The following is a 24,521-nucleotide window of genomic DNA, read 5'->3' as shown; positions in this document are numbered from 1 at the left end:
GCCCGCGGGCGCGCGTCGACGACTCGATCGCGGCGCGGGAGTGCGGGTGCGGGGGCAGCGCGGTGATGCGCCTCCCGGCACCGGCTGTCACCCCACCCGCGCCTCCGTTGCCTGCGGCAGTTGCAGATGCTCGCCTTGGAACCGTGCCCGGAGTGAGCGGTCGTGGGTGACCAGGACGATCGCCCCCGGGTAGCCGGTCAGTGCCTCCTCCAGTTGCTCGACCAGCGCCGGTGACAGGTGGTTCGTCGGCTCGTCGAGCAGCAGGAGACCGGCGGGTTCCGCGACCAGGCGCGCCAGATCCACGCGGCGGCGCTGGCCGTACGACAACCCGCCCATGCGCGAGCCGAGTTCCACGGGGCGGAAGAGGCCGAGGGCGAGCAGGGCGTCGGCGTGTTCGTCGGCGGTGCCCGCGCGCCCCATCCCGAACGCCTCGGTCACCGTCAGGTCCGGTGGCCAGGGCGTCTCGTCCTGGCGCAGGTGGCCCACCCTGCCGGGCACCAGCACCGTGCCCTCGTCCGGTCGCAGCTCACCGGCGAGCAGCTTCAACAGGGTGGTTTTGCCGGCGCCGTTGGGGCCGGTGACGAGGAGCCTGCCGTTGCGGCCGAGGGTGAGGGACTCCAGACGCAGGCGGTCACCCGCGCGTACGTCCGACAGCTGGACGGCGGGCGCTTCCGCCACCGCGCTTGCCGTGTCCCCTCCCGGACCCTCCCCCGGCACCGCCACGCGTGGCGTGAAGGCCAGCGGGTCGGGCGGTGGGGTGACGGGGTGGGCGGTCAGCCGCTCGACCCGCTCGCGGGCGTTGCGGATGCGGGCCATCGCGCCGTGTGCCCGGCCGCGGGCCCGGAAGCCGCCGTGGCCGAAGTTGGCCAGCGGCGCCTTGCGCGGGATGACGCCGAGGCGGGCGGCGTGGCCGGTGGCCAGCCGCTCGTTGCGGGCCAGCTCGGAGCGCCATTCCTCGTACTCCTGCAGCCGGCGGCGGCGCTCCGCCGCTTTCGCCGTCCGGTAGCCGGTGTAGCCGTCGCCGTAGCGGGTGACCTTCCCCGCCTCGGCCTCCAGGACCGTGGTGGTCAGGCGCTCCAGGAACACGCGGTCGTGGGTGACGGCGAGCACCGTGCCGCGGTGGGCCCGCAGTTGGGCCTCCAGCCATTCGACCGCCCGGTCGTCCAGGTCGTTGGTCGGCTCGTCGAGGAGCAGCAGCTCCGGACGGCCGGCCAGGACCCCGGACAGGGCGAGACGGGAGCGCTCACCGCCGGAGAGGGTGCCGAGCCGGCGATCGCGGCGGAGCGCCGGCAGGCCGAGGTGGTGCAGCGCGATGTCCACCCGGTGGTCGGCGTCGTAGCCCTCCCGGGCCTCGTACCGGCGGAGCAGCGCGTCGTACGCGGCGAGTGCCGCCGGGTCCTCGACGTCCTGGAGCGCCTGCCCGGCCCGGTGCAGCTCGGCCTCCAGGGCCCGCAGGTCCGCGAGGGCCAGATCGACGGCGTCCTGGACGGTGGCGGTCGGGGGCAGGGGGAGAGTCTGGGGCAGGTAACCGACACCGCCGGCGGCGGCCACGGTCACTTCTCCGCTGTCCGGGCGCTCCTGACCTGCGGCGATTCTGAGAAGCGTGGACTTGCCCGCGCCGTTGTCGCCGATCAGTCCGGCCTTCTCACCCGGCTTCAGGGTGAAGGAGACGTCGTCGAGAACGGTGCGGCCGGGGTAGCCCTTGGTGACATGGCGAAGAGTGAGTTGTGGGGTGTGCACGATGGAGATCCCTCCTGGCGCAACGGGCTTCGGCCCGGGCCGGAACGGGGTGGACGTCTGCACGGCGGGGCGCGGCGACGGCGGAGCACTGCTCCACGCGGTCGGCACCGGTCAACTCACAGGGAACCCATGCGCAGGACACTACGGGACACGAGGCGATCTGACAAGACGATACGTCTCGGATCGCACAGGTAGTGTCACGTGCGGCTCCGCAGGTGGCGCGGACAGGGCGGCAACGTCGACCGGGCCGACGGTATGACCACCGCCCGACAGCAGCGGGCGCCGCGACCCCGGGCGGTCGATTCGACGATGTCGCGAGGCGAGCGGCCACACGCGGTTCGCGTGCCCCTCCCCCACCCTCCGAGCACTCAGGCGAGGATCTTCAACAGCCTCTCGGCGAGGACCTCGGCGGATGCCGGATTCTGTCCTGTGACCAGGTTCCGGTCCTCAACCATGTACGGCTCCCACACGGGCCCGCGGCTGTACTCCACACCGACCTTTTCCTTCAGGTCCGTCTCCAGCAGCCAGGTGGCCCGGGAAGCCAGCCCCACACCTTCCTCCTCCTCGTCGGAGAAGCCGGTGACCTTGTAGCCCTTGAACGGCGACACTCCGTGGATCCGGGTCGCCAGCATCGCGGCGGGGGCATGGCACACGATGAACAACGGTGCACCTGAGGCGAGTTGAGCGGTCAGCAGTCGGCCCGCGTCCGCGTCGAAGGCCAGATCGGACATGGGGCCATGACCACCCGGCAGATACACCGCGTCGTAGTCCTCCAGACGCACGTCCGAAAGCTTCAGCGGGCGACGCAGCACCTCGGCGTCACGAATGACGGCCTCGAGTTCCAAAGCCCCCTGCTCACCACCCGCCATCGACGGGCGGAGGCTCATCATGTCGACACTCGGGATCGCGCCGCCCGGTGTCGCCACCACCACGTCGTGCCCGGCGGACGTCACCGCTTTGTACGGTTTGGCAAACTCTTCTGCCCAGTAGCCCGTCGCATATCGCGTGCCGTCCTTCAGCACCCAGTACGCCGCACCGCTCACTACGAACAGGACCTTTGCCATCGGGCCGCCTCCGCTCGGGTCCTTCGAGGCGTTCACCACCCGTTTAGTCTAAATGGGTACGGAACCAGCTGCACCCGAGACCACCATCGTGCGGCCCCGCCGCCGGGACGGTCACGGGTGCGTACGGGGGACCGTCAGACGGCTCGCCCCAACAGGGACAGGAGCTGGACGGCCGGGTCGGTGCTGGTGGTGGGCACCGGAGGGGCGAGGATGCCCAGGCCTGCCATGCGCACCACGTTGGCGCGCGCGTAGGCCAGGCTGTGGTCGACCGCGACCGGGTCGAGCACCTCGTCCTGGCCGCTGCCGCGCGCCAGGTCCCACTCGTGGACGGTCAGGTCGACGAGGATCTGGTCCGCGTACACGGTCAGCGGGGCCTCACCGAAGGAGAAACGGACCGTGCCGGACAGGTCTGCGGCCTTCCACGCGGCGAGAGAACGCCCGGCGGCCTCGTCCCAGGCGCGCACGGGATCCCCGCCGACCACATCGCCGTCGTAGCGGTCGCCCACCTGCGCCAGGGTCTCACCGGCGAGCAGGTGCGGCACCCACAGGTGTTCGGCGACGAGGTGGTTGACCAGATCCCGGACCGTCCACTCGGTGCAGGGCGTCGCGTCGTTCCACCGATCGCCGTCGACCGCGTGCACGCGTGCTCCGAAACGGGCGACGGCGTCGGGAATCATCCGCAGGGATGGATGCGTCATGCGGATACGCTACGCGACGGTCTTCGTCGCCCCCGGCCCGGCCCGCAGCCGAATCGCCCTGCAGGCTGGTGTCGTCGGAGCCGGTGTGCCCGTCCGGGCCGCGTCCTCTCCTGCGCAGGAGCCGACCGGGCCGCGTCCCTGCCGCGAGGGTGCGCCGCACCTCGTCCGTATGAGCCGCCACCATCAGGGCGAAGGTGCCGGGGCCCCGCAGGCCCTGGCCTCCGGCGGTGGAAGCTCCGCCGAAGCGTTCCATGTCCCCAAGGACTGTCGGAACTCCGACACGGTGCCGACAGCCCTGACGCGTCGCTTCCACGGCTGCCACCCGGGCCACGGGGAAGCAGCGACTGCCCCGCGTCGGTCAGGGTGGGTGACCCGTGCGTGCGCGCCACCAGACGCACGTCCAGGCGCTTCTCCGGTTTCCTGATCTGCCCGCTTCTGGGTGATGGCCGCACGCCCGAAACGGCGCGCGGCGTCGGTCTCGTCGCCACGCGAGGTTTCGGTTGTCGTGCTCACGGGCGCACCACGGCGGACCCATCCAGCGACTCACGAACCGCCCAGTCGGTCGTCGTCCGATGCCGGAACTGGTCGTCAGTGGTGCTGTGGCAGGCCGGCGAGGAACTCCTGGAATTGGGGGACGTGGGCGCTGCTCAGCGGAGCACCATGGGCGAACCCAACGGTGGAAACGTGGTGGGGCAGACGCTGGAGACCGGCCGGACGGAGGTTCGGGTCAGCGGCCAGGGCGGCGGGGCCGAGGGCCAGCTTGCCCCGGTTGAACACCGCGTCGCCCACCAGGAGGGCGCTACTCGGTTCGTGGAACAGCACGATGTGGCCGGGCGAGTGCCCCGGGGTGTGGATGACCCGCAGCCCGCCCGAGCGGTCGACGACCTCGCCGTCGGTAACCGTTCCGTCCGCCGCGACCGGGGTCCAGTGGAAGGCGGGCAGTCGGTCGACGAAGCGGCCCAGTGCACCGCAGCGCCCTTCGGCGGGAACACGTCCGGCTTCGAGCCAGGGTCGGTCGGCGGCGTGGATGAGGATCTGGGCGCCGGTGTGGCGGCGTAGTTCCGCAGCGCCCTGGACGTGGTCGGGGTGGGCGTGGGTGAGCACGACACGGCGGATGTCCGAGGGCTTGCGACCCAGGGCGGCAACGGTGTCGAGCAGGGCGGCAGGTGCCTTTGCCCAGCCGACATCGACGAGGGTGAAGCCGTCGTCCCCGTCGACGAGGAAGGCGTTGTCGCGTTTGCTGGTGACGATGCGGGTGACGCCGGGGGCGATGCGGTCATGCATGGTATGGCTCCAGAGGGTGAGCAGCTGTGAGGGGTGGGCCGGCGACGGCTCGGTCGACGCCCGCGGCGGCCTTCTCAGGTTGACCGTGCGCAGCACGCCGGGTCGTGTGGCCTGAGTGACGGTGAGCAGGAGAGCGTCGCGGACCGCGGTGGGCTCGACCGGGGAGACGCCTGCACCGGTGCCCCGCAGAACTTGGTCGCGTGGGGCAGGGTGCTCCACCGTCTTCCCGAGCTCGCGCCACCGGGCTCAAGGGGTTGCCTGGGGTGGAATCGGGACGTAGCCCTCGCGGGCCAGCTTGGGCAGGATGCCGCCGGCCTTGAGGATGTCGAGCACCAGCGGCGGCAGAGCGCCCCGGTCAGGCGCACGCCCCGCTCCGGGTTCTCGACCCACCCTTCGGCGAAGTCCAGGCGCATCGTGGCGCCGTCCGTGAAGGCCGAGGTCACTCCGGGGACCGTCAGGGCGGGCAGTCCGTGGTTGATGCAGTTGCGCAGGAAAAGGGAGTTGAACTCCTCGGCCACCAGCGCCGCGACGCCCAGTTCGCGGAAGAGCGCGGCGACGGGGCGCGAGGAGCCGAGCCCGAAGTTACGGCCCGCGACGACGATGTCGCCGAGGACCACCTGGTCGGTCCAGCCGGGGCGGAGTTCGTAGAAGATGTGCCGTGCGGCCTCGGGAACGGGCAGTTTCATGGCGAAGGCGGGGTACATGGCGTCGGTGGTGACGGAATCGCCGACGACCCAGACCTTTCCGGTGAGTTGGGTGTCCATCAGTTCAGCTCCCCTCGCGGGTCGGTGACGCGGCCGGTGAGTGCGGAGGCGGCGACGGTGGCCGGGGAGGCCATGTAGATCTCTGCTTCGGGGCTGCCCATGCGGCCGGTGAAGTTGCGGGTGGAGGAGGTCAGGCAGACCTCGCCGGGGGCGAGCAGCCCCATGTGGTAGCCGAAGCACGCACCGCAGGTGGAGTTGGTGACCACGGCTCCGGCGTCGGCGAGGTCCTGGATGTAGCCGGCGCGCAGCGCGTCCTTGTAGACCTGCTGGGATGCCGGGGTGATCAGCAGGCGTACACCGGGGGCGACCTGGCGTCCGCGCACGATCTCTGCGGCGATGCGCAGGTCCTCGAGCTGACCGTTGGCGCAGGAGCCGATGAAACACTGGTTGACCGGCCGCTTCTCGATCGCCGATATCGGCAGCGAGTTGTCGCTGACGGTGCCGGGCCGGGCGACGTGAGGCTCGAGGGCGGACAGGTCGACGGTACGCACGGCCGCGTAACTGGCGTCGGGGTCGGCGTCGGCTGCGACGTAGCTGTCCGGCGGGGCACCGTGGTCGGCGAGGAAGGCACGGGCCAGGTCGTCGATGGGGAAGGTGGAGAAGTCGGCGGAGATCTCGGCGCCCTGGGTGGCGATGGTCCGCCGGTCGTTCATCGGGATCGAGGCGAGGCCGGGGCCGCCGTACTCCAGGTTGTGGTTGGTGGCGTCCCCGTACGTGCCCGCGATGTGCAGGAAGATGTCCTTGCCGGACACGGCGTCCGGCTTGGTGCCGGTGAACTCGTAGCGAACGGTCGGCGCGGCCTGGAACCACGTCCTTCCGGTGCACAGGATGGAGTACACCTCGGCCGGCCCCAGGCCCCGGGCGGCGGTGTTGTAGGCGCCGCCCGCGCAGGTGTGGGAGTCGGTACAGGCCAGAATCTCGCCTGGTCGGGCTAGCCCGTTCTCGGCGATCACCTGGTGACAGATGCCGTGCCGGCCCACGTCGTAGAACTTCTCGATGTCGAAGTCACGGGCGAAGGCACGGGCGTGGGTGCCGCCGATCGCGTCCTGGACGTTCGGCGCGGGCACCGCGTGGTCCATGACGACCGCGACCTTGTCCGGGTCGTTGATCTTCAAGGGCTGGACCCAGCCGGTGGCGAACTGCAGGTCGATCATGACGGTCATGTCGACGTCGCACACCACTGTCTGCCCCGGCCGGACCTCCTCGACTCCGGCCTTGCGGGCGAGGATCTTCTCGATCATGGTCATGGCCATCAGGAGACCTCCCTGGCGTCGTCGCGGTAGCGCTCGCCGATCGCGGACCACTCGCGCAGGCCGACGAGTTCGAACAGGCCCTGCGGGCCGACGGTGGTCCCGGGCGTGGTGCCCCCGAGGCGCCCCAGGGCCTCCAGTCCGTGCTGGACATACGGCGCGAGCAGTGCGCCGGGGTGGATGGCGATCCGGTAGCCGAGGGCGGCGAGCCGCTCCGGTGCGGTGTCGGGGGTCAGTCCGCCCTGGACCATATTGATGAGCAGGGGTGCCTCGATGGACGCGGCGATCTTCTCGATCTCCTCGAGGGACTCGGGGGCCTCGACGAAGAGGACGTCCGCGCCGGCGGCGGCATAGCGGTGGGCACGCTCGATGGCCGCGTCGATGCCGAGCGGGCCGCGGGCATCGGTCCGGGCGACGATCAACGCGTCCGTGCGGGCCTGCAGGGCGGCGTCCAGTTTGTCCGCGAAGGCGTCGGCGGAGATGAGTTCCTTGTCAGGCAGGTGGCCGCACTTCTTGGGGATCGCCTGGTCCTCGAGCTGGATGGCGGCGACACCGGCGCGTTCGTAGGCGCGCACCGTGCGCACCACGTTCATCGGGGCGCCGTATCCGGTGTCGGCGTCGGCGATCAGCGGCAGGTCGCCCAGTGCTTCCACGACGACGCGGGTGCGGTCGGTCATCTCGCTCTGGGTGAGCAGCCCGATGTCGGGCAGGCCGAATCCGGCGACCGCGACCCCGGCGCCGGTCAGGTAGGCGGCGTTGAAACCGGTACGAGCGACGAGAGATGCGCTCAGACCGTCGAACACGCCGGGTGCCAGGGTGAGTTGATGTTGATCGATCAAGGTTCGCAGCCGGGTGCCTGGGGTGGTGGTCATGGTGTCGTCGTTCCTTCACGTGCGGTGACGAGTCCTTCGGGATCTAGTCGAGGGCGCCGCGAACGGGAGCGGCCAGCAGGCCGATGAGATCGTCGAGGTGGTCGGTGTTCTCCAGGTCGAGGACGAGTCGCTCGATCTCGGCGGCGCGGGGGGTGTCGATGACCTGGGCGGTCAGGGCCCGGTACTTGTCGCGGATCTCGGCGTTGGTCAGCGGGTCGTCGGGGCCGCCGTGCGGCTGGTTGAGCGCACGTGTGAGCTGTTCGCCGCCCCGCAGGGTGAGGGTCACGCGGGTGTTGTAGCCGGGATCCGCCCAGTCGGGGTCCTGCGGGGTGTCGTCCAGGAACACCTCGGTGCGCTCGATCAGCTGCCAGACGGCGTCGGAGTCGATGCACGCGTCATGGAACTGCGCGGGGCTCACCTGCCCGTCGAGCAGGGCCACGGCGACCGCGTAGCCGATGTTCATCTGCGCGCCGATGGTGGTCAGCGGGCGCTCGGGCAGCCACCAGCCGTGGTGATAGATCGCGTCGGGCACCTGGATGCGGACGGACGCGATGTCGCCGGCCGCGAGGTTGTGCTCGGCCCTCAGGGAGAGGGCGGCGTCGATGGCCGGGTGCAGTCCGCCCATTGCCGCGTGGATCTTCACGGTGATGGCCTCGGTGTGCCAGGTGGAGCCCAGGTCCTTGGTGATCTGGGTGGCGTCCGGATCGTGGCCCTCGCCGAAGGTGGACAGGAAGCCGCCGTAGGGCCGCTCGAAGACCCGCTTGATGCCGGTGTATCCGGCCTGCGCCAGACCTGCGGCGTAGAAGCCGTTGCGGGCGGCCAGACCGTGGTGCATGCGCTTGGACATCGCCTCGTACTGGGCGGCCATCAGTCCGGCGGACTGGGTGGCGGCCAGCCCCAGGGCGTCCTCGAAGCCGGCGGCGTCCAGGCCGCGCAGCGCACCACAGGCGGCCGCCGCGGCGTGCGTGCCGAAGACGGAGCCGGAGTGCCAGCCGCGCGAGAGCATCTGCGGGCCGTGCAGGGCGAGGCCGACGCGCGGTCCGGTCTCGAAGCCGAGCAGGGCAGCGCGCAGGAAGTCCGCCCCGCGCACGTCGTCGCGTGCCACGGCCGTGGACAGCAGGGCGGGCAGCACCAGCGAGGCGCTGTGCAGCGGGGCGCGCGGGTAGTAGTCGTCCAGCTCGAAGCCCTGGATGAACGTGCCGTTCAGGACGGCGGCGGCCGGGCCGCTGGTGTCGCGTCCCCAGCCGATCACCGGGGTGCTTCCGGCGTCCTCCATGGCCAGGACGCCGTCAACGGCCCGGCGGGACCAAGGCAGCTGTGCGCCGATGAGGGCGCAGCCCAGGCCGTCGAGGATGAGGTGGGCGCCGCGCTCGCGCGTGGACGCCGGGATGTCGTTCAGAGTGGTGGCGGCCAGCCATTCGGACAGACGGCCCGTGGGGCCGTCGGGATCGGTGGGCCGGTGCGGGGCGGCGGACTTTTCAGTGGCCGTCGGTGTCGGTGCTGATGTGGACACCGCTCTCACCTCCAGTGATGCGCGGTAGTGGCAGGAGAAGCCGCCTCAACGGCTCATTACAATTTATAACATCTACTTCCCGCCTAGGATGGTCGAGTGGCACTGAGACGAACTTCTCTTCCCCGCACCGCCGAGGCCGCGGCCCTCGTCGAGCTGCGCGACGCGATCGTGCGCGGCGACCTGGCACCCGGCGCCCCGATCCGGCAGAGCGCCGCCGCGGAGCAGCTGGGGCTCAGCGTCATCCCGGTACGCGAGGCACTCAAGACACTCGCGGGCGAGGGCATCGTCACCTACGTGCCGCAGCGCGGCTACACCGTCACCGAACTCAGCCCGGCCGGCGTCCAGGGCATCTTCCGGGTCCGCGAGCTGCTGGAGGCCGAGGCCGAGCAGTGCGCCGCGGCCCGGCTGCGCGAACAGGACGTCGCCGCCATGCGCTCCGCTTTGATCGAACAGTCCGCCGCTGCGGAAGCAGCCGACGTGCTGGCCGTGATCGCCGCCAACCGGCGTTTTCACTTCTCCCTGCTCGACCGCTGCGACAACGAGTGGCTGCTCCGCTTCGTCACCCAGCTGTGGGAAGCCCTCGAACCGCACCGCGCCCTGTCCTACCGGCGGGCGGCAGCGGCAGGCGAGCACGAGCGGGCGCGGGCTGTGCTCGACGAGCACGAGGGCATCGTGAACGCCTTCGAGCAGAACGACGTGCCGCGCGCGCTGCGCCTGCTGACCGCGCACCGGGCAGGCGGGCAGGCGGACTTCCGCCGCCTGCTCGTACCGCCCGAGCACGACTGAGCCCGGCACCGGTCAGATTCCCTCCAGCGGTGCGGCGTTCGTCCGCGGCCCGAGCAGCGCGGGTGGGCATCAGCTCCGCGCCGTACGACCGCGAAACGGTCGCGTTGACGACGCCGGCCAGCGAAGTCAGCAGCCCCGCGGGCACGATCACCCATACGCTGGTGGCCAGCCCGAACACCGTTCCGGCCGCGGCCACCAGCAGTGACGTGACCACCACGAGAGTCCTGCGCTGGATCCGCTCGGCCATCCACATCAGCAGGACGCATCCCAGTGGGTAGCCGAGCGCGGTGAGCGCCGTGTACGACAGCGACTCGACCACGGTGAACCCCTTGTGCAGCAGGACCAGCGGGGCGATGGAGGAGAAACCGTAGAATCCGATCGGGCCCAGGGTCTCCATCACGCACAGCAAGGCGGTGCGGTGCCGCAACGCCGGACCCCACAAACGCAGGGCGTCCCGTGTGGGACCGGCGACGTGGCGAGCGACCGGAGCGGCGTCGTCGGGACGGTCTGGCACGGTGCCGGTCCGACCGCGGCTGGCGTCCGATTCGATCCGGGCAACAGCTTCAAGGGCTTGATCGGGGCGGTGCAGGGCCAGCCAGCGCGGGGACTCGGGCAGCCTGCGGCGCAGCAGCCAGACGCTGACCGCTCCCGCCCCGGCGAGCGTCATCAGCCACCTCCAAGCGTCCACCCCGGCGATCGAGGACGGCAGCTTCGCGGCCAGCACTCCTGCCACGGGAACGGCGAGCATCCCGAACGCGTAGGCCGAGGCGAGCATCCGGCCGCGCCGCGCCGCAGGCATCATCTCCGTCAAGTACGTGTCGACCAAGGCCAGTTCGGCGCCCAGGCCGACACCGAGCAGGACCCTCAGCACGATCAGGGACGTCGCACCCGGGGCGCAGGCCGCGGCCACCGACAGCACCGCGTAGCTGACCAGGTTGATCTGGAACATGCGGCGCCGGCCGTACCGGTCGGCCAGCCCGGACAGCAGCAGCGCTCCGACGAGTTCGCCCACGAAGGTCGCGCCGATCAGGAGCGACTTGTCCGTACTGCTCGCGGCCCAGCCCTCAGGCAGCAGCGGAATGAGCAGACTGCCCAGGGCCACTTCGAAGAAGTTGAAGAAGGAGCCCAGGCCCACCACGACAAGGACACGCCGGTGCCAGCGGCCGACGGGCAGCACATCTTTATGGTTCCACATACTGAGAACAGAAGTTCCATCCTTCAGAACAAGGTGATAGTCGTGGCAGGACGGACCGAGGGCGGGAACACCGCCCGTCGCGCGCTGCGCCTGCTGGAAGCGGTGGCCGCCTCCGGTGCGCCCGTCAGCCTCCAGAACCTCGCCGACTCCGCCGGCCTCACCAAGTCCACCGCCTACCGCCTGGTGCGCGTACTCCAGGAGGAGTCGTACCTGACACACCACGACTTGGGCGGCTACACCATCGGCAGCGCGCTGACGGCCCTGTCGGCAGCGGTGATGCCGCGGGCCGACCTTTATGCAGCCGCCCGTCCGGTCCTACGCGAGCTGGCCGAGCTGTCTCGGGAGACCGCTACCCTGCACGTTCGGGCCGGTGACGAAGCGGTCCTGGTCCTCGGTGCGGAAAGCGACTACGAGCTGCGCCGAACCGCCCGGCTCGGGTCGACCACCCCACTGCACCGCGGCGCCAGCGGCCGCGCCATTCTGGCCCACCTGCCACCTGACGAGATCACCGCGCCGTGCTCTCCCGCGCGGAGCAGGGTGACACCACGCAGGAGATGCTTGACGGCCTCGCGACGATCCGAAACCAGGGGTTCGCCCTTTCCACCGGAGCGAACCATCCGGGCCTGCGCGGCATCGCGGTCCCCGTCCTGAGTCCAGAAGGTCACCCCGTGGCGTCGGTGGCCGTCTCCGGTCCCACCGACCGCTGGACCGCTGAGCGGGCCATCGCCTTCACCGCCACGCTCACCGAACGCTGCGGGCCGCTCGTTCTCGTCAGCGCCTCCCCAGTACGCGTGTGAAGGATTCCGCAGAAAGCCGTGAACTGGCCGTCTCCGGTGCATGGCCGGGATGTGGAGCGCCAAGGGGATGTGGGCGGAGGGGTTCACGGAATTGCGGCCGGTCAGGCCGGTCAGCGGTGCGACACGGCGTTCCAACTGGCCAGCATCGGCAGGACGTGGGCGGTCGGAGAGTCGGGCTCGGCGGTGTAGACGACAAGACGCTGATCCGGTTCATGGGGCGCGCAGACGATTTCGATGTCGAAGGACAACGGCCCGGCGGTGGGGTGCTGGATACGTTTGCTCACCGACGCATAGTCGCGGACCCCGTGATCGTCCCACCATCCGGCGACGTCGCGGTCGGTGGCGCGCAGCTCGTCCACGAGCGCGGTGAGACGCTGGTCGTGCGGACGGCGGGCGATCTCACGGCGCATGGTGGCGACAGTGGCTGAGGCGAAGTCGGGCCAGTTGACGATCCGCTCACGGGCGATGGGCTCTTGGAACATGTAGCGGACGAATGATGCGCCTGGCTCCAGTGGGCTGCCCAGGATCTGTGGGAGCAAGGCGTTGCGGGCAAGAACCTCGCCGCGATGGCCGAGCAACAGCACCGGGACGTGGTGGAGGGTGTGCATGAGCCGCAGCAGCCCAGGATCGGGGCGCTGGACCGTACCTGAGGTCGCCGGCCGGTGCGGGGCGGTGGGCGCGGCCAGGTCACGGAGGTGAGCCCGCTCGACCTCGTCCAGGCGCAGGGCCCGGGCCAGCGCCTCGAGCACTCCTGCGGACACGTTCGCCTGGCGTCCCTGTTCGAGCCGGCTGTAGTAGTCCGGGCTCACGCCCGCCGCTACGGCCAGCTCGTCCCGGCGCAGTCCCGGCACCCGTCTCGCTCCGGGGAAGGGCTCGATGCCGGCCTGTGACGGGGTGAGACGGTCCCGGCGGGAGCGCAGAAACGCTCCGAGCGCGGCGCGGTCGCGTGGCATTCCTCCAGCGTAGCGGCCTACGGACACCCCCTGACTGGTCCTGCCGTAACCAGGTTCGTCCAGACCTCGCCCGGTGCCCGCGACCTCCGTAGAAAGGAACCCATGACTTCCCTTCACACCGGCGACAGCGCAGCCTCCACGCCGTTGATGCACCGCTGGATACTGCCGGCGGACGCGACCGATGCCGCCGACCTCGTCCTGGACGAGGCGCCCGTTCCCGTACCGGGCCCCGGCGAGGTCCGCGTGCGCGTCCGGGCGATCTCGATGAACTACCGCGACCACCTGATCCTCAAGGGGCCTTTCGGCCGGCTGCCGGGGAAGGATCTTATTCCGTTGTCGGACGTCGCCGGTGAGATAGACGCCGTCGGTCCGCAGGTCACGGGCTGGAATGTGGGTGACCGCGTCACCGACCTGCACGTGCTCGACTGGAGCGACGGCCCCCCGCCGGCCGCCATGGGCCTGGGACTGGGCGCGTTGCACGAGGACGGGGTGCTCGCCGAGTACGTCGTCCTTCCGGCCCGACGCGTCATGCGCGCACCCGCCAACCTCGACCACACCGAGGCAGCCACCCTGCCCGTGGCGGCCCTGACCGCTTGGAACGCCCTCTACGGAGACCACCCGATCACTGCTGACAGCACCGTACTGGTGATCGGCAGCGGCGGCGTCGCGCTCGCCACCCTGCAGTTCGCTCGCGCGGCCGGCGCCCAGGTCTACGCGAGTGTGCGGAACAACGCCGCGGGTGAGGCCCTGGTTCGCCTCGGCGCTGCCGGTTACGTCGACGGCCGGACCGGACAGGACTGGGGCGACGCGGTCTTCGCGCTGTCCGGAGGCGTGGACAAGGTGGTCGACAGCGTCGGCGTGTCCATCCTGCCCCAGGCACTGGCCGCCCTCGCGCCGGGCGGTGAGATCGCCACCCTCGGCCTGTTCGATGCGGCTGGGGGCCCGCTGGACGGATACGCCCTGCTCGGCAAGCAGGCTCGCCTCCGCGGCGTCGCAGTCGGCAGCGAGGCCATGCACCGCGATCTTGTGCGGTATGTGGAGACCCAGGACATCCACCCGGTGATCGACCGCCGGATCGACTTCCGCGACGCTCCAGCCGCGTACACGGCCCAGACCTCCGGCGGGTTGTTCGGCAAGATCGTGATCGAAGTCGGCTGAGCCTTCCGAGCCGACACGACAACCGGAGCCGAGCAGCCCACAGTCGGTGCGGGGGCGTCTCGACCGGACTCGGGAACCGGCCGCGTCACCCCCGCGCCGACGGACGTCAGCGATCCAGCAGATGTCGGTCGTTGGGCCTGCGAGGCTCGTGCGCTGAGCACTTCGGTTACGCGGGCGAACTCGGCCCGCGACACCTCTCGGAAGTGGCCGGCGGCCGTCAGCGACCTGGCCGACGGTGGGCCCGCAGGGCGACTTGCGGTGGCCGCGCCACCCGTACCGGAAGATCGGCGCACATCGAGCGAAGTCGCCGAACAACGCCGCCGTCCTCCACAGCGCCATCGATACGGGCCGAGGGCCCCCGCCGCTCCCGTCCTGCACGGCTCGAGCGTGGTGAGGAACGCCGGGTCGCGGCAGCGCGCTCCGCAGCAAACTCCGTGCGGTTTCGTCACCCGGCCTCCGCGTGAGGGAGAACGTTCGGTTTGACTCCGCACGGATGGCGGCGTCTAATCGGTGTACCGAACGTTCTCCCTCACACGAGCGTCGGGTCAGGTCCTTCCGGTCGCGACCCGCCGTTCCCTTATGACCGATAGGACACGTCATGCGTCTTCGTATCTCACGTCGCGTCGCCCTCGCCGCAGGCGCCCTCGCCCTCCTGGGCGCCGCCACGGCACCGGCCGTAGCAACGTCCAGCGGTGAGCGGACGGCCTTCCCGAAGCCGACCGTGGTCCTCGTCCACGGAGCCTGGGCGGACTCCTCCAGCTGGTCATCCGTGATGGAGCGCCTGCGCGCGGACGGCTATCCGGTGCGGGCCATCGCCAACCCTCTGCAGGGACTGACCAGCGACACCGCGTACGTCTCCAGCTACCTCGCCACCATCGACGGCCCGGTCGTCCTGGTCGGCCATTCCTACGGTGGTGCCGTGATCACCAACGCCGCGGCCTCGGACCCCGACGTCAAGGCTCTCGTCTACATCGCCGGCTTCATCCCCGCCAAGGGCGAGACGGTGGGCGACCTGGCCGCGAAGTCCTCGCCTCCGCTCCCCCTCGTCTCCACCGACGTCCCCGGCGGCACGGAGGTCTCGATCGACCCGGCCCACTTCCGGGAGGCCTTCGCCGGTGACGTCGACAGGACCACGGCCGCGAACCTCGCGGCCGCGCAGCGGCCCGCCAACACCAACGCGGTGACCGACGCCAGCGTCACCGAGGCCTACCGCAGCATCCCCTCCTGGAGCCTCATCACCCGTCAGGACAAGGCGATCGCCACCGACCTCCAGCGGTCCATGTCCAAGCGGGCCCACGCCCACACCGAGGAGGTCAACGCCTCCCACGCGGTGATGGTCAGCCGCCCCGGCGCCGTCACGAAGATCATCGAGGACGCTTCCCGCAGCACCCACTGACACCCTCACCCGGGCTCGGTGCCGGCACCGAGCCCGGGTGACGCGGGCAGAGGTTCCTTGTACTTCCCGCTCCCCCGACGAGGGACGGTTCGGTGAGCGTTGACGCGCCCCTCCCCCATCGACACCGGCAGGCGGCCTCACCCCGCGTGCGTCCACAACTGGTCGCCGCTCAAGAGTGCTTCACAGGGCCGACGGTGCCGCGCGCCCCGCGACCTACGGCCGACGGCGGCCGCCGCCCGTAGGCGCCTCCATCCGCAACTACCTCGCCCGCTCGCTGTATCTGCGGCGCAAGGAAGAGGTGAGCATGGGCGCCCCCCGCCACGAGACGCCCACCTGGGGGCAGAAGATCCAGCCCGGACCCGCCCTGAGCCTCGCCACGTTCACGCCCGGGTCGCCGCCTGAAGCAGTCGGCCTCCGTGCGGAGCAGCGGACCCAGGCCGGGAGCCGCCACCCCGTACCGGGTGACGTGCGGTTTCCGGCGCCATCCAGGGTGAGCCCGCCGGCGCCGAACACCGGCGAGGTCACGGATCCTCAGAAGGTCAGGCTCCAGCGCTGGAGATGACCCGGGTCCAGGTCGTACAGCCCCGGTGTGGCGTCGGTGACCCGAAGCGTCCAGGTACCGGTCTTCGTGACGGCGGAGGCGTCGACCGTGTACGTCTCGTGCAGTTCGGGCGTGAGCACCCAGGGTCCCCAGGGTTTGACCGGGACGACGGTGCCGTCGGGGGCGATCAGGTCGATCAGCATGGCGTTGCTGAACTCGTGGTCGAGGTCGACCGTGACCTTGAGGTCGCTCGGCGCCTTGCCCGGCTTCCCCTTGTAGACCAGCGGGGACTCGGCCACCCCCCACTGGGGGATCACGTACCTGGTGGGGTTGACGAAGAAGTGGCCTCCGGACTCGAGAGCGGTCCAGGTGAAGGAGAACGTCCGGGTGTCCCCGGCCGCGTCCGTGACAACGAGGGAGGACGGGTAGTCACCGGCCTTGCGGGGCGTGCCGGTGATCAGGCCGGTGGTGCGGTCGATCGACAGGCCCGGAGGCAGCTTTCGGGCGGAGTAGGTCAGCGGACCCGGACGCGTGCTGGACGCCCTGATCCGGCGGCTGACCGGCTGGCCGGTGGCCACCGGCTCGGTCGGCAGCGGGTCCGCGGCGATGTGGTTGACGAAACGGTTGCCGACGTTGACGCCCGCCCAGGCGTTGGCGACGGCCTCGTAGGCATCGCCCTGGGAGCCGTACAGGTCGGCCGCGGCCTGCAGCGTCGCGGTGCGGGCGCCCGCGTAGTCGGTGGTGCTGGTCATGTAGACCGTGAGGGCGCGGTACACCACCTCGGCGGCGTCGCTCCGCCCGATGCCCGCGACGGGCAGCTTGTCGTAGGTCGGGCTGTCGTAGTCCACACCGTTGATGGTCTTCTGCCCGCTGCCCTCGGCGAGCAGGTAGAAGAAGTGGTCACCTATCCCGGCCACCATGTGCGCTTCCTTCCACCTGGCTTCCGGCGTCCAGTAGTCCAGGGGCGCGTAACCGACCGCGCTGACGCCGGCCTTCGAGGGACGGTCCATGTATCGGATGGGCTTGCCGTCGCCGTGCAGGTCGTCCAGCTCGGCCACCATGTAGTCGGGCACGTCGTGGGGGTTGTCGGCGTAGAACTCGACGGCGGCAGCCATCATGTCGCTGATCGCTTCGTTGAGGCCCGGCGATTCACCGAAGTCGCCCAGCCCGGCCGTGGCGGAGGTGACTCCGTGCGTCATCTCGTGGGCGGCGATGTCCAGGGACGTCACCGGGTGCTGGCCGTCCGCGCCGTCGCCGTAGCTCATGCAGAAACAGCCGTCCTGCCAGTTGGCGTTGGCGAGAGGCACCCCTCGTGACTGCTCGTAGTGCACCCGGGAGGTGCTGCCGCGGCCGTCGTCGGCTATGCCGTTGCGGCCGAAGCGGTCCTTGAAGAAGTCCCACGTCATCCGCGCGCCGTACGCCGCGTCGACCGCCGCGGTCTGGGGGTCCGACGGCGTTCCGTCGCCCCACACGTCGTCGTCGTCGGTGACCAGGACCCCGCGTGAGTCGACGCTCGAGTCGAGCGTGCGGTGGCCACCGCGCTCGGCGTCGATCAGGGCGTAGGTGCCGTCCGCCTGAGGAGTGGAACCGATCGTGACGCGCCCGCTGTGGAGGCTGTTGCCCTGGGCCGACTTCACGTGTTCGGCGCTTTCCAGGACGGTACCGCTCGCGGCGTCAGTCACCACATGGCGCTCGCTGGGAGAGCCGTCCTGCTGCACGCCGGTGACGACCGTCTCCCAGGCCAGCTTCGGGCGGCCGTCCATCATCCAGACGACCCGGCGGGGGGCGTCGTGCGCGTCCGCCTCGCGGGTGCCCTCCGCCGAGGCCTTGCTCAGGGCCGACTTCCTCGCCGTGGCCGCGGGCACCTCGGCCGTGGTCGTCCCCAAGGTCAACTCGCCCTGGGCGGCATAGGTGACGGTCAGGGACCCGCCCTGCTGATGGACCACCAGGTCGCCACCTAGCACGGGCAGTCCGGCGTACGTGCGGTCGTAGCGGGTGTGCACCGTCCCGTCGGCGTCTTCGACGACGTTCTTCGGGATCAGTGTCTCGTGACTGCCGAGGCCCAGTGAACGGGCCGTGTCCGGCGCCGTGTCGGCCGCCTGGCCGAGCAACTGCCGGCGTCGGGCGGGCGACAGGGGGACGGCCCTGGCCCCTGGCCGGGCCGTCGCGTCGACCTGAGGGAGCGCTCCCACCCACCGGGGTTGCCCCGATGTGTCGCCAGGGGACGCGGCACCGGCGGAGGCGGGCAGCACGGAAACCGCCAGGGCCGCGGTGGTGATCACCACGGTCGCGGCCAGGCGGCGTCCGGGGCGGTGTGAACCTTGTGGGGACACAGTCCTGTTGCTGGAGGAACTCAATTCCGGGTCCTTCTGTTCGGCTGTCCACGGATGGTGACGGCCGCCGATGCGGGTGCTGGAGGCGGTGATGCCTCCGAGTGCGGGTTGCAGCGGAGTGATCGTTACAGGCGAAACAGCCGTCGCGAAGGGCCCTGTTGGATCATGAGCAGATCTTTACCTGGTCGACCCTGATTGATTCTGATCGATTTCGGGCGTTGTCACGAAGTTCCCCACCCCGCACGCCGCCGCTGGGGCGAGACCTGCCGGGTACGCCGGTCGACCCGAGAGCGCCGACGGACGTCGAGGCCGCGTACGACGCTCACGGCGTCAGCGACGAGACGGACGGTGTGCCTCTTCGGGCGTCTTACAGGTGGTTCGCATAGAAGCCGGCGAGTCGTTCGACGGCAGCGTCGACGTACGCGGGTTCGTCGTACATCTCGTAGTGGCCGGCGCCGTCGATCACCATGAGGTCGACGGGACGGGAGGCCGTCTTCCACAGTTGCATGCCCATGTCATAGGAGCCGGTGTTGCCGACGCGTCCGGCGAGGACGACCTGGAGCGGCTGGGTCATGAGCTGATCGGCCAGGTGGAAGGCGTCATAGCCCAGCAGGAGGGAGTCACTGCGCAGCAGACGCCGGTTCGTGGAGTGTTCGGCGCCGCCGCGCTCGGTGCGGTAGTAGGTGACGGCCTGAAGGGTGTCGATGTCGGTCAGGCCCGCTGCCGTGGCGTCCTCCAGGGTGTCGGGCAGCCAGTTCACCCGGGTCGTCTCGCCCGAGCGGGCCTCTGCGGTACGCGCGTCGGCGAGGCCGTCGAGTGCCGCCGCCGGGCCGTCGGGGGAGAAACCGCGGAACGCGGCGCCGATGTTGACGGGGACGACCGTGCCGACCGCTTTGATGCGATGGTCCGTGCGGGCCGTGTGCACGGCATAGCCCCCACCTGCGCAGATACCTAGGACGCCGATGCGTTGCGGGTCGATGCCGACGGCCGTGGTGAGCCCGTCGATGGCGTAGGAGATGTCCTCACCTCGCCGGTAAGGGTCTTCGAGGTCGCGGGGCTCGCCCTCGCTCCGGCCCTGATGGGCGGGGTCGAGGACGAGCGCCGCGATGCCGCGGGCGGCGAGACGGGAGGCGTAGTTGGCGCCGATCTGCTCCTTCACGCTGCTGCCTGGTGTGGAGAGCACCACGGCGGGCAGCGGTGCGCGGCCGTCGGCGTTGTCGGGCAGGTGGAGGTCGGCGGCCAGGTTGATGGGGCCGCGCGGAATGGTGAGGTGCTGGAGCATGGCCGGCTTCCTTCATGAGATCGTTGTTCCATAGAAGTCCAGTACAAGAAACATCTTGTACGAAGTGGAACTAGTACGAAACTGTATCATGTGGAACGGAGGACCTCATGCCGGTCGACGGGGCGCAGCTGTGGACGCTGAATCAGCGGCTGCTGGCAGTCGTGATGGATGCCTGCACGGAGGAGCTGGCCAAGCTCGGGCTGGAGACGAAGGAGTTCTTCGTCCTGACCGAGGTGGAGGCATCGCCGTACCCGGCCGAGATCGCGACCGCGCTGTTGCTGCCCAAGGCGAGCGTGACGGTCTACGTCCGTAACCTCGCCGCCAAGGGCTTCATCCGCCGCGAGATCGACGAGGCGGACCTGCGGCGTCACCGGCTCGTTCTGACCGACGAGGGCACGAAAGCACGCGATCGGGCACTCGCGGCCCTCGCGGCGGAGTACGACCGCAGGCTGGCGAGGATCACCCCCCAGGACCGCGTCGAACTGCAGCGCATCCTCAAGGCGATGCTCGATTCGCCCGCGATCACTTCTTCGCCCTCTTGACGCAGGTCGTGGAGGTCACCGGCACGGTCGACGAGAAGGTTCACGACAACGATCGAGCGGAAACAGCACAGCGGCCCGGTCGCAGCCGGGCCGCTGTCGGTTCCTGCGGTTCACGAGACCGTCGGCCGCCTGGAGTGCAGGACCAGGCCACTCGGTCGCGCATCAACGTCGGATTTCGCTCCGTGAAAGGGCCGAGGTGCGTCGCCCTGAGCTGCAGTGGCCGAAGCCCGGCACCTCGGGCTCCGGCCACTGCAGCTGCTACTTCAGCCCGAAGGCCCGGCTGATGGTCTGCGTGACACCGCCGCCGTTGCGTTGTCTGACGGTGACCCGGAGGGACACGTAGTCGGACCGGACGGGCGCGTGGAGCCGGGTCTGCCAGGCGCCGTCCGCCTTCTTCAGGACCTGCGGCCGCCACGTCGCGCCGTCGTCGTAGGAGACCTCCAGTGCGACCGAGGTGACGGCGTCCTCGGCGGCGTCGCTGCCGACGACAGCGGGCTTCACCGAGAGGACCGACGAGCGTTTCGCCCGCCCGGCCAGGTCCAGATCCGTGTCGTAGTCCAACTGGGCCAGCGGGATGGCCTCGTTCTCGGCCTGGCCGGACATGAAGGTCCACTCGGTGTGCGTGGTGGTGGAGTACGGAGTGAGCTCGGCGTTGCTCTTCGTGGTGGTGACCAGTCGGTACGGCAGCCGCTGCGGGGAGAGGTCGCCCACACCGAAGTCGGGGCGCGGCCCGTTCTGCGTCAGCAGTCTGTCGCCCTGGTAGAGCGCGAAGCTCCGGGACATCCACCGCGTGTCACCGCTGTGCGCGGATCCTCCGTCGCCGAAGGCCGCGATCTGCCCGCCCATCGCGTTGTCGACCCGGTGCGGGACCTCGAAGGTGAGCATGCGCGGCCGCGTGATCGGGCCGAACCAGTGTTCGCTCTGCACAGTGCGCGGCCGGTAGCCGGTGATGTCGGTGAAGGTCGACCAACCGTCGATCGACCCGTACTGCTGCCATCTGACATCGTTGCCGGCGGATACCCAGTCGGTACGGTGGCCCGGGGCGACCGGCTCCTTCGGGAACGGGGGAACGCGCGTCGCCCCGAAGACCGCGTAGGGGTAGGCGGCGGGCATGCGCTCGTAGGACGGGCTGTCCTCACGGCTCTCGATGATCTGCTTGCCGGGCGGCGGCGCGAAGGTGTTCTCGATGCGCGCCAGGCTGCCGGGGTCCGTCGCGGCGGACGGGTCGGCGGGGACTCCGCCCTGGTGATAGTCGGCCAGGTCGTACAGGTACTCGGGCGTGGAGTGTGCTTCGACCGTCAGCTTGGTCCGCTTCTTCCCCGCGGCCTTGACCGTCCTGATCAGTTCCTCGCCGTCGTCCTGGCTGATCGTGGCGACCGGCACGGGGCCGGTCGTCTTCCCGTCCGGTTCGCCGTACCAGCTGCTCTCGCGGCCGTACCCGTCGCCGACCACGAGGAGTGCCGCCGCCGACGCCGCGCCGGCCGCTGCCGCCTGTTCCGCCGGGGTCACGCTGCCGTTGCCGCGGACGATCACGGCCTTGCCCCGGGCCGACAGTCCGGCGTACTCACCCGGTGCGCCGTCACCGGCGTAGACCGCGTCCAAGCGCGTGCTGCCGTCGCCGAACGTCGCGGACCCGGGCTGCACCAGCAGCGTGTCGTCGAGGTCGTGCCGACCGTAGGTGATCTTCAACGGCGTCTGCTTGGCACGGATCCGGGTGGTGAAGACGAAACTGCCCTTGGTCGCCTTGGCCTTGGTCGGGAGGGCCCAGATGCTGTCGTAGGCGGGCGGGGGCATGAAGATCTCGTGCAGGGCCCGCTGGTCGTCGGGGGTGGGCCGGTCGGAGGTGAAGGAGCGGAAGACGTCGATCCTGCTGTGGGTGACGGACGTGGGTTTCGGCGTCGCCACCTTGACCTCGCGCAGCCGTGAGCCGTCCAGGTCGACGGTCGTGTCCGACGTCAGATCGAGTTCGGGCAGGGTGAGTATCGCGTAGCCGAGCGAGCGCGGGCCGTTGCGTCCCTCCACGTCCAGGGCGGAGACGATGGTGTAGGAGCCGGGCGCCCAGCGGCTGGTGAGGGTGCCGTCCTCGACCCACATGAGGGTGGACGTGCCGTCGGCTCCGGTGATCTCGACCTCCCCGCTGACCGGCTCGCCCGAACGGTCCTTCAGGTGGACCGTCAGCGTGTGCTTCTCGGACTCGACGGCCACGCCCACGGCGGTGTGCACGGCGCCTCCCGCGAAACGCGCGGTGACCTGGGCGGCGTACTGGCCGGGTGTCAGCTTTCGCGGATCCACCGCGAGCGCGACGGCCGAGGTGCCCCGCGCCGGGACCGTGACGCGGTCGGTCGCGAGGGTGAAGACTCCTGCGGGCGTGTCCCCGCGGTCCTGCGTGAGGTCCAGGGTGACGGGCCGGTCGGTGGTGTTGGTGTAGGTGATCCGCCGCTTGACCGTCTTCGGCTCCCGGTCCTTCGACCAGGGAACGAGTCCCGCGTCGACGGAGCCGCTCGCGACGACCTCGTCCTGCACATAGGCGGTGCCCGCGTCCAGCCGGCCGGTGCCGGCCTGGTAGGGGCTGTAGCCGGGAGTGAGGACGCTGGTGCCCATCAGGGCGTCCTTGATCCGCGGCCCCGTCCACGTCGGGTGCTTCTGGGCCAGGAGCACCGCCGCGCCGGCGACGTGCGGCGCCGCCATGGAAGTGCCGCTCTCCCGGCGGTAGTAGCCCTCTCCCCCGCTCATCTGCTGCGAACGCGCGGCCAGTACGTCCACCCCGGGCGCGGTGAGGTCGGGCTTGAGCCCGTCGTCGGTCATTCGCGGCCCGGCGCTGGAGAATTCCGCGAGGTGGTCGGAGGCGTCCACCGCGCCGACGGTGAGAGCGGCGTCCGCCGTTCCGGGGGCGCTGACGCTGTAGGGACTGTTGCCGCTGTTGCCCGCGGCGACGACGAAGAGTGCGCCCGTCTCCGCGCTGAGTCGGTTGACCGCCTGGCTCAGTGGGTCGTCCTGGGTGTGCCACGCCGCTGTGCCCAGGCTCATGTTGATCACCTTGGCGTGCTCGGTCCGCGCCGCCCACTCCATACCGGCGATGATCCCCGAGATCTGGCCGGACCCGCTGTCGCCCAGCACCTTGCCCACGACGAGGTCGGCGGCCGGGGCGACACCCGCTTCCTTGCCCTCGGAGGCGGCTCCCGTCCCGACGACGGTGGAGGCGGTGTGCGTCCCGTGCCCGTTGCGGTCGGTGACACCCTCGCCCTCGATGAAGCTGCGTGACGCCACGATGCGGTCGGCGAGATCCGGATGCGTGGTGTCAACCCCGGAGTCCAGCACCGCGACGCGGACACCCGCGCCCGTGCCGCCCGCTTCCCGGGCCCTGGGGACGCCGGTCTGGGCCGCCGACTCCGCGAGGTCCGCCTCGGCCTTGCCGTCGAGCCACACCTGGTCGATGTCGGCGGTGAAGGAAGGGCTCGTCCCGTCGCCGGGGCCGTTGGTGGTCCGGTTCGCCGACACGTCATGCCCGCCGCTTCCGGTCAGCGCGGACCAGAAGGCGGAGGCCGTCGAGCGACGGGCCTCCACAGCCTCACCGTTGACGGACGGAAGGCCGAGGGTCTTCTCCACACCGGGCAGTGAGGCGGCGGAGCGGGACTCCTCGACGGTGTCACGCCGGGCGGCGGACGGGCCCGCGGAGTGGGTGACGATCAACGGGAGCGCGCCCGCGTGGGCGTCGTCGTATCCCTGGGCCATCAGCTGAGTGATGTTGAAGAGCTGTTTGTCGAGCCGGCCGGTCGCGATGTGGGGCATGGCGGCGTCGGGGTACACGTAGGTGTCGCCGTGCTCGACGACGACCCGTACCGCTCCCCGCGCTCCCGGCACGCGCGCGATGTCGTCGACCGACACCGCGCCGTCCGGTCCCTGAGTGACCGTCACCTTGTCTCCGGTGATCAGCGTCACCGCGACCGGCTTGCGCGGCGCGGCATTCCGCTGGGCCGACGCAACCTGCGCAGCCGAGGCAACCTGTCCGGCGGGAGCGGGAGTTGCCTCGTGCGCTGCTGCGGGAGCGATCGAGGCGGCGAGCAGAGCGGCGGCCATCGAGGCCGCGGCTCTTCGGGTGTAGGGAAGCAAAACATTTCCTCCAGAGTCAATGATCGACTGCATCCGACCACCCTGGGATCGGAAATGTAAGCACTTGAATGATCTACCAGTTGGCTGTAATACGGGCGCCCGCCGATGAACCGTGTGCGAACGACGAGGTCCTTCGGGACCATCGCTCTCCGGGCCGCCATCCAGGCGGACTTGGCCATCACCGGGTTGCCGGGTCAGCCCGAGGGAGGGCACAGGGCCGGCACATGACCGGCGCCACAGGTC

Annotated in this window: 18 protein-coding genes and 1 pseudogene; 6 read left to right on the top strand and 13 right to left on the bottom strand. The window is 70.5% G+C overall.

The genetic code is table 11. From position 1 onward, the window contains the following. Positions 1 to 87: 87 nt before the first annotated feature. From ACIF8S_RS22380 to ACIF8S_RS22345, 8 genes are all read right to left on the bottom strand, one after another. On the bottom strand, positions 88 to 1,740 hold the full coding sequence (locus ACIF8S_RS22380; RefSeq protein WP_400001173.1) for a TlrC/CarA/OleB/SrmB family ABC-F type ribosomal protection protein: 1,653 nt from the start codon (positions 1,738 to 1,740) through the stop codon (positions 88 to 90). Between the two features lie 368 nt (positions 1,741 to 2,108). Beyond that, positions 2,109 to 2,804, bottom strand: coding sequence for a type 1 glutamine amidotransferase domain-containing protein (locus ACIF8S_RS22375; protein ID WP_400001172.1), 696 nt, complete (start codon positions 2,802 to 2,804; stop codon positions 2,109 to 2,111). A gap of 134 nt (positions 2,805 to 2,938) precedes the next feature. Then, positions 2,939 to 3,502: a TIGR03086 family metal-binding protein gene (locus tag ACIF8S_RS22370; protein ID WP_400001170.1), complete on the bottom strand. Its 564-nt coding sequence runs from the start codon at positions 3,500 to 3,502 to the stop codon at positions 2,939 to 2,941. Positions 3,503 to 4,090: 588 nt separating this feature from the next. Then, positions 4,091 to 4,786, bottom strand: a complete 696-nt coding sequence (locus tag ACIF8S_RS22365) for an MBL fold metallo-hydrolase (protein ID WP_400001168.1) — start codon at positions 4,784 to 4,786, stop codon at positions 4,091 to 4,093. Positions 4,787 to 4,860: 74 nt separating this feature from the next. Then, on the bottom strand, positions 4,861 to 5,550 hold the full coding sequence (locus ACIF8S_RS22360) for a hypothetical protein (RefSeq protein WP_400001166.1): 690 nt from the start codon (positions 5,548 to 5,550) through the stop codon (positions 4,861 to 4,863). Further along, a complete protein-coding gene (locus tag ACIF8S_RS22355; protein WP_400001164.1) occupies positions 5,550 to 6,803 on the bottom strand; it encodes an aconitase/3-isopropylmalate dehydratase large subunit family protein in 1,254 nt (417 codons plus the stop codon). The genes ACIF8S_RS22360 and ACIF8S_RS22355 overlap by 1 nt, the downstream gene beginning before the upstream one ends. Continuing rightward, positions 6,803 to 7,672, bottom strand: coding sequence for an oxaloacetate decarboxylase (locus tag ACIF8S_RS22350; RefSeq protein WP_400001162.1), 870 nt, complete (start codon positions 7,670 to 7,672; stop codon positions 6,803 to 6,805). Before ACIF8S_RS22350 ends, ACIF8S_RS22355 begins: the two co-directional genes overlap by 1 nt. A gap of 43 nt (positions 7,673 to 7,715) precedes the next feature. Next, on the bottom strand, positions 7,716 to 9,185 hold the full coding sequence (locus ACIF8S_RS22345) for an MmgE/PrpD family protein (protein WP_400001161.1): 1,470 nt from the start codon (positions 9,183 to 9,185) through the stop codon (positions 7,716 to 7,718). Between the two features lie 96 nt (positions 9,186 to 9,281). Between ACIF8S_RS22345 and ACIF8S_RS22340 the strand changes: the two are divergent. Beyond that, positions 9,282 to 9,854 (top strand): annotated as a pseudogene (locus ACIF8S_RS22340) (GntR family transcriptional regulator); the annotation flags it as partial. On the opposite strand, the gene ACIF8S_RS22335 reads toward ACIF8S_RS22340, so the two are convergent. Next, positions 9,745 to 11,148, bottom strand: a complete 1,404-nt coding sequence (locus tag ACIF8S_RS22335; protein ID WP_400001160.1) for an MFS transporter — start codon at positions 11,146 to 11,148, stop codon at positions 9,745 to 9,747. The pseudogene ACIF8S_RS22340 and the gene ACIF8S_RS22335 sit on opposite strands and share 110 nt — an antisense overlap. A 60-nt stretch (positions 11,149 to 11,208) precedes the next feature. Here ACIF8S_RS22335 and ACIF8S_RS22330 point away from each other — a divergent pair, with 60 nt between their 5' ends. Next, positions 11,209 to 11,817 carry an IclR family transcriptional regulator gene (locus ACIF8S_RS22330; RefSeq protein ID WP_400001159.1) on the top strand — a complete coding sequence of 203 codons (609 nt, stop codon included), beginning with the start codon at positions 11,209 to 11,211 and terminating at the stop codon, positions 11,815 to 11,817. Further along, positions 11,721 to 11,963, top strand: a complete 243-nt coding sequence (locus ACIF8S_RS22325) for an IclR family transcriptional regulator C-terminal domain-containing protein (protein ID WP_400001157.1) — start codon at positions 11,721 to 11,723, stop codon at positions 11,961 to 11,963. The genes ACIF8S_RS22330 and ACIF8S_RS22325 overlap by 97 nt, the downstream gene beginning before the upstream one ends. Positions 11,964 to 12,073: 110 nt before the next feature. Here ACIF8S_RS22325 and ACIF8S_RS22320 read toward each other — a convergent pair whose 3' ends face one another. Then, a complete protein-coding gene (locus ACIF8S_RS22320; RefSeq protein ID WP_400001156.1) occupies positions 12,074 to 12,916 on the bottom strand; it encodes a helix-turn-helix transcriptional regulator in 843 nt (280 codons plus the stop codon). A gap of 102 nt (positions 12,917 to 13,018) precedes the next feature. Here ACIF8S_RS22320 and ACIF8S_RS22315 point away from each other — a divergent pair, with 102 nt between their 5' ends. Continuing rightward, positions 13,019 to 14,074, top strand: coding sequence for an NAD(P)-dependent alcohol dehydrogenase (locus ACIF8S_RS22315; protein ID WP_400001154.1), 1,056 nt, complete (start codon positions 13,019 to 13,021; stop codon positions 14,072 to 14,074). 598 nt (positions 14,075 to 14,672) lie between these two features. Then, complete coding sequence (locus ACIF8S_RS22310) at positions 14,673 to 15,470, top strand: alpha/beta fold hydrolase (RefSeq protein ID WP_400001152.1); 798 nt, start codon at positions 14,673 to 14,675, stop codon at positions 15,468 to 15,470. A gap of 531 nt (positions 15,471 to 16,001) precedes the next feature. Here ACIF8S_RS22310 and ACIF8S_RS22305 read toward each other — a convergent pair. Continuing rightward, positions 16,002 to 18,296, bottom strand: a complete 2,295-nt coding sequence (locus tag ACIF8S_RS22305) for a M4 family metallopeptidase (protein ID WP_400001151.1) — start codon at positions 18,294 to 18,296, stop codon at positions 16,002 to 16,004. Between the two features lie 415 nt (positions 18,297 to 18,711). Next, positions 18,712 to 19,626 carry an alpha/beta hydrolase gene (locus ACIF8S_RS22300; RefSeq protein WP_400001150.1) on the bottom strand — a complete coding sequence of 305 codons (915 nt, stop codon included), beginning with the start codon at positions 19,624 to 19,626 and terminating at the stop codon, positions 18,712 to 18,714. 107 nt (positions 19,627 to 19,733) lie between these two features. Here ACIF8S_RS22300 and ACIF8S_RS22295 point away from each other — a divergent pair, with 107 nt between their 5' ends. Next, the gene (locus tag ACIF8S_RS22295) at positions 19,734 to 20,168 is read left to right on the top strand and encodes a MarR family winged helix-turn-helix transcriptional regulator (protein ID WP_400001148.1); all 435 of its coding nucleotides are present in this window, start codon (positions 19,734 to 19,736) and stop codon (positions 20,166 to 20,168) included. 258 nt (positions 20,169 to 20,426) lie between these two features. Here the strand turns inward: ACIF8S_RS22295 and ACIF8S_RS22290 are convergent, their stop codons facing one another. Continuing rightward, a complete protein-coding gene (locus tag ACIF8S_RS22290) occupies positions 20,427 to 24,245 on the bottom strand; it encodes a S8 family serine peptidase (RefSeq protein ID WP_400001146.1) in 3,819 nt (1,272 codons plus the stop codon). Positions 24,246 to 24,521 lie beyond the last annotated feature (276 nt).

This window comes from Streptomyces sp. NPDC085937 (assembly GCF_044540535.1).
Classification (GTDB): domain Bacteria; phylum Actinomycetota; class Actinomycetes; order Streptomycetales; family Streptomycetaceae; genus Streptomyces.
The sequence above is the reverse complement of the archived record's forward strand: the minus strand, read 5'-3'. Positions and strand labels throughout refer to the sequence as shown.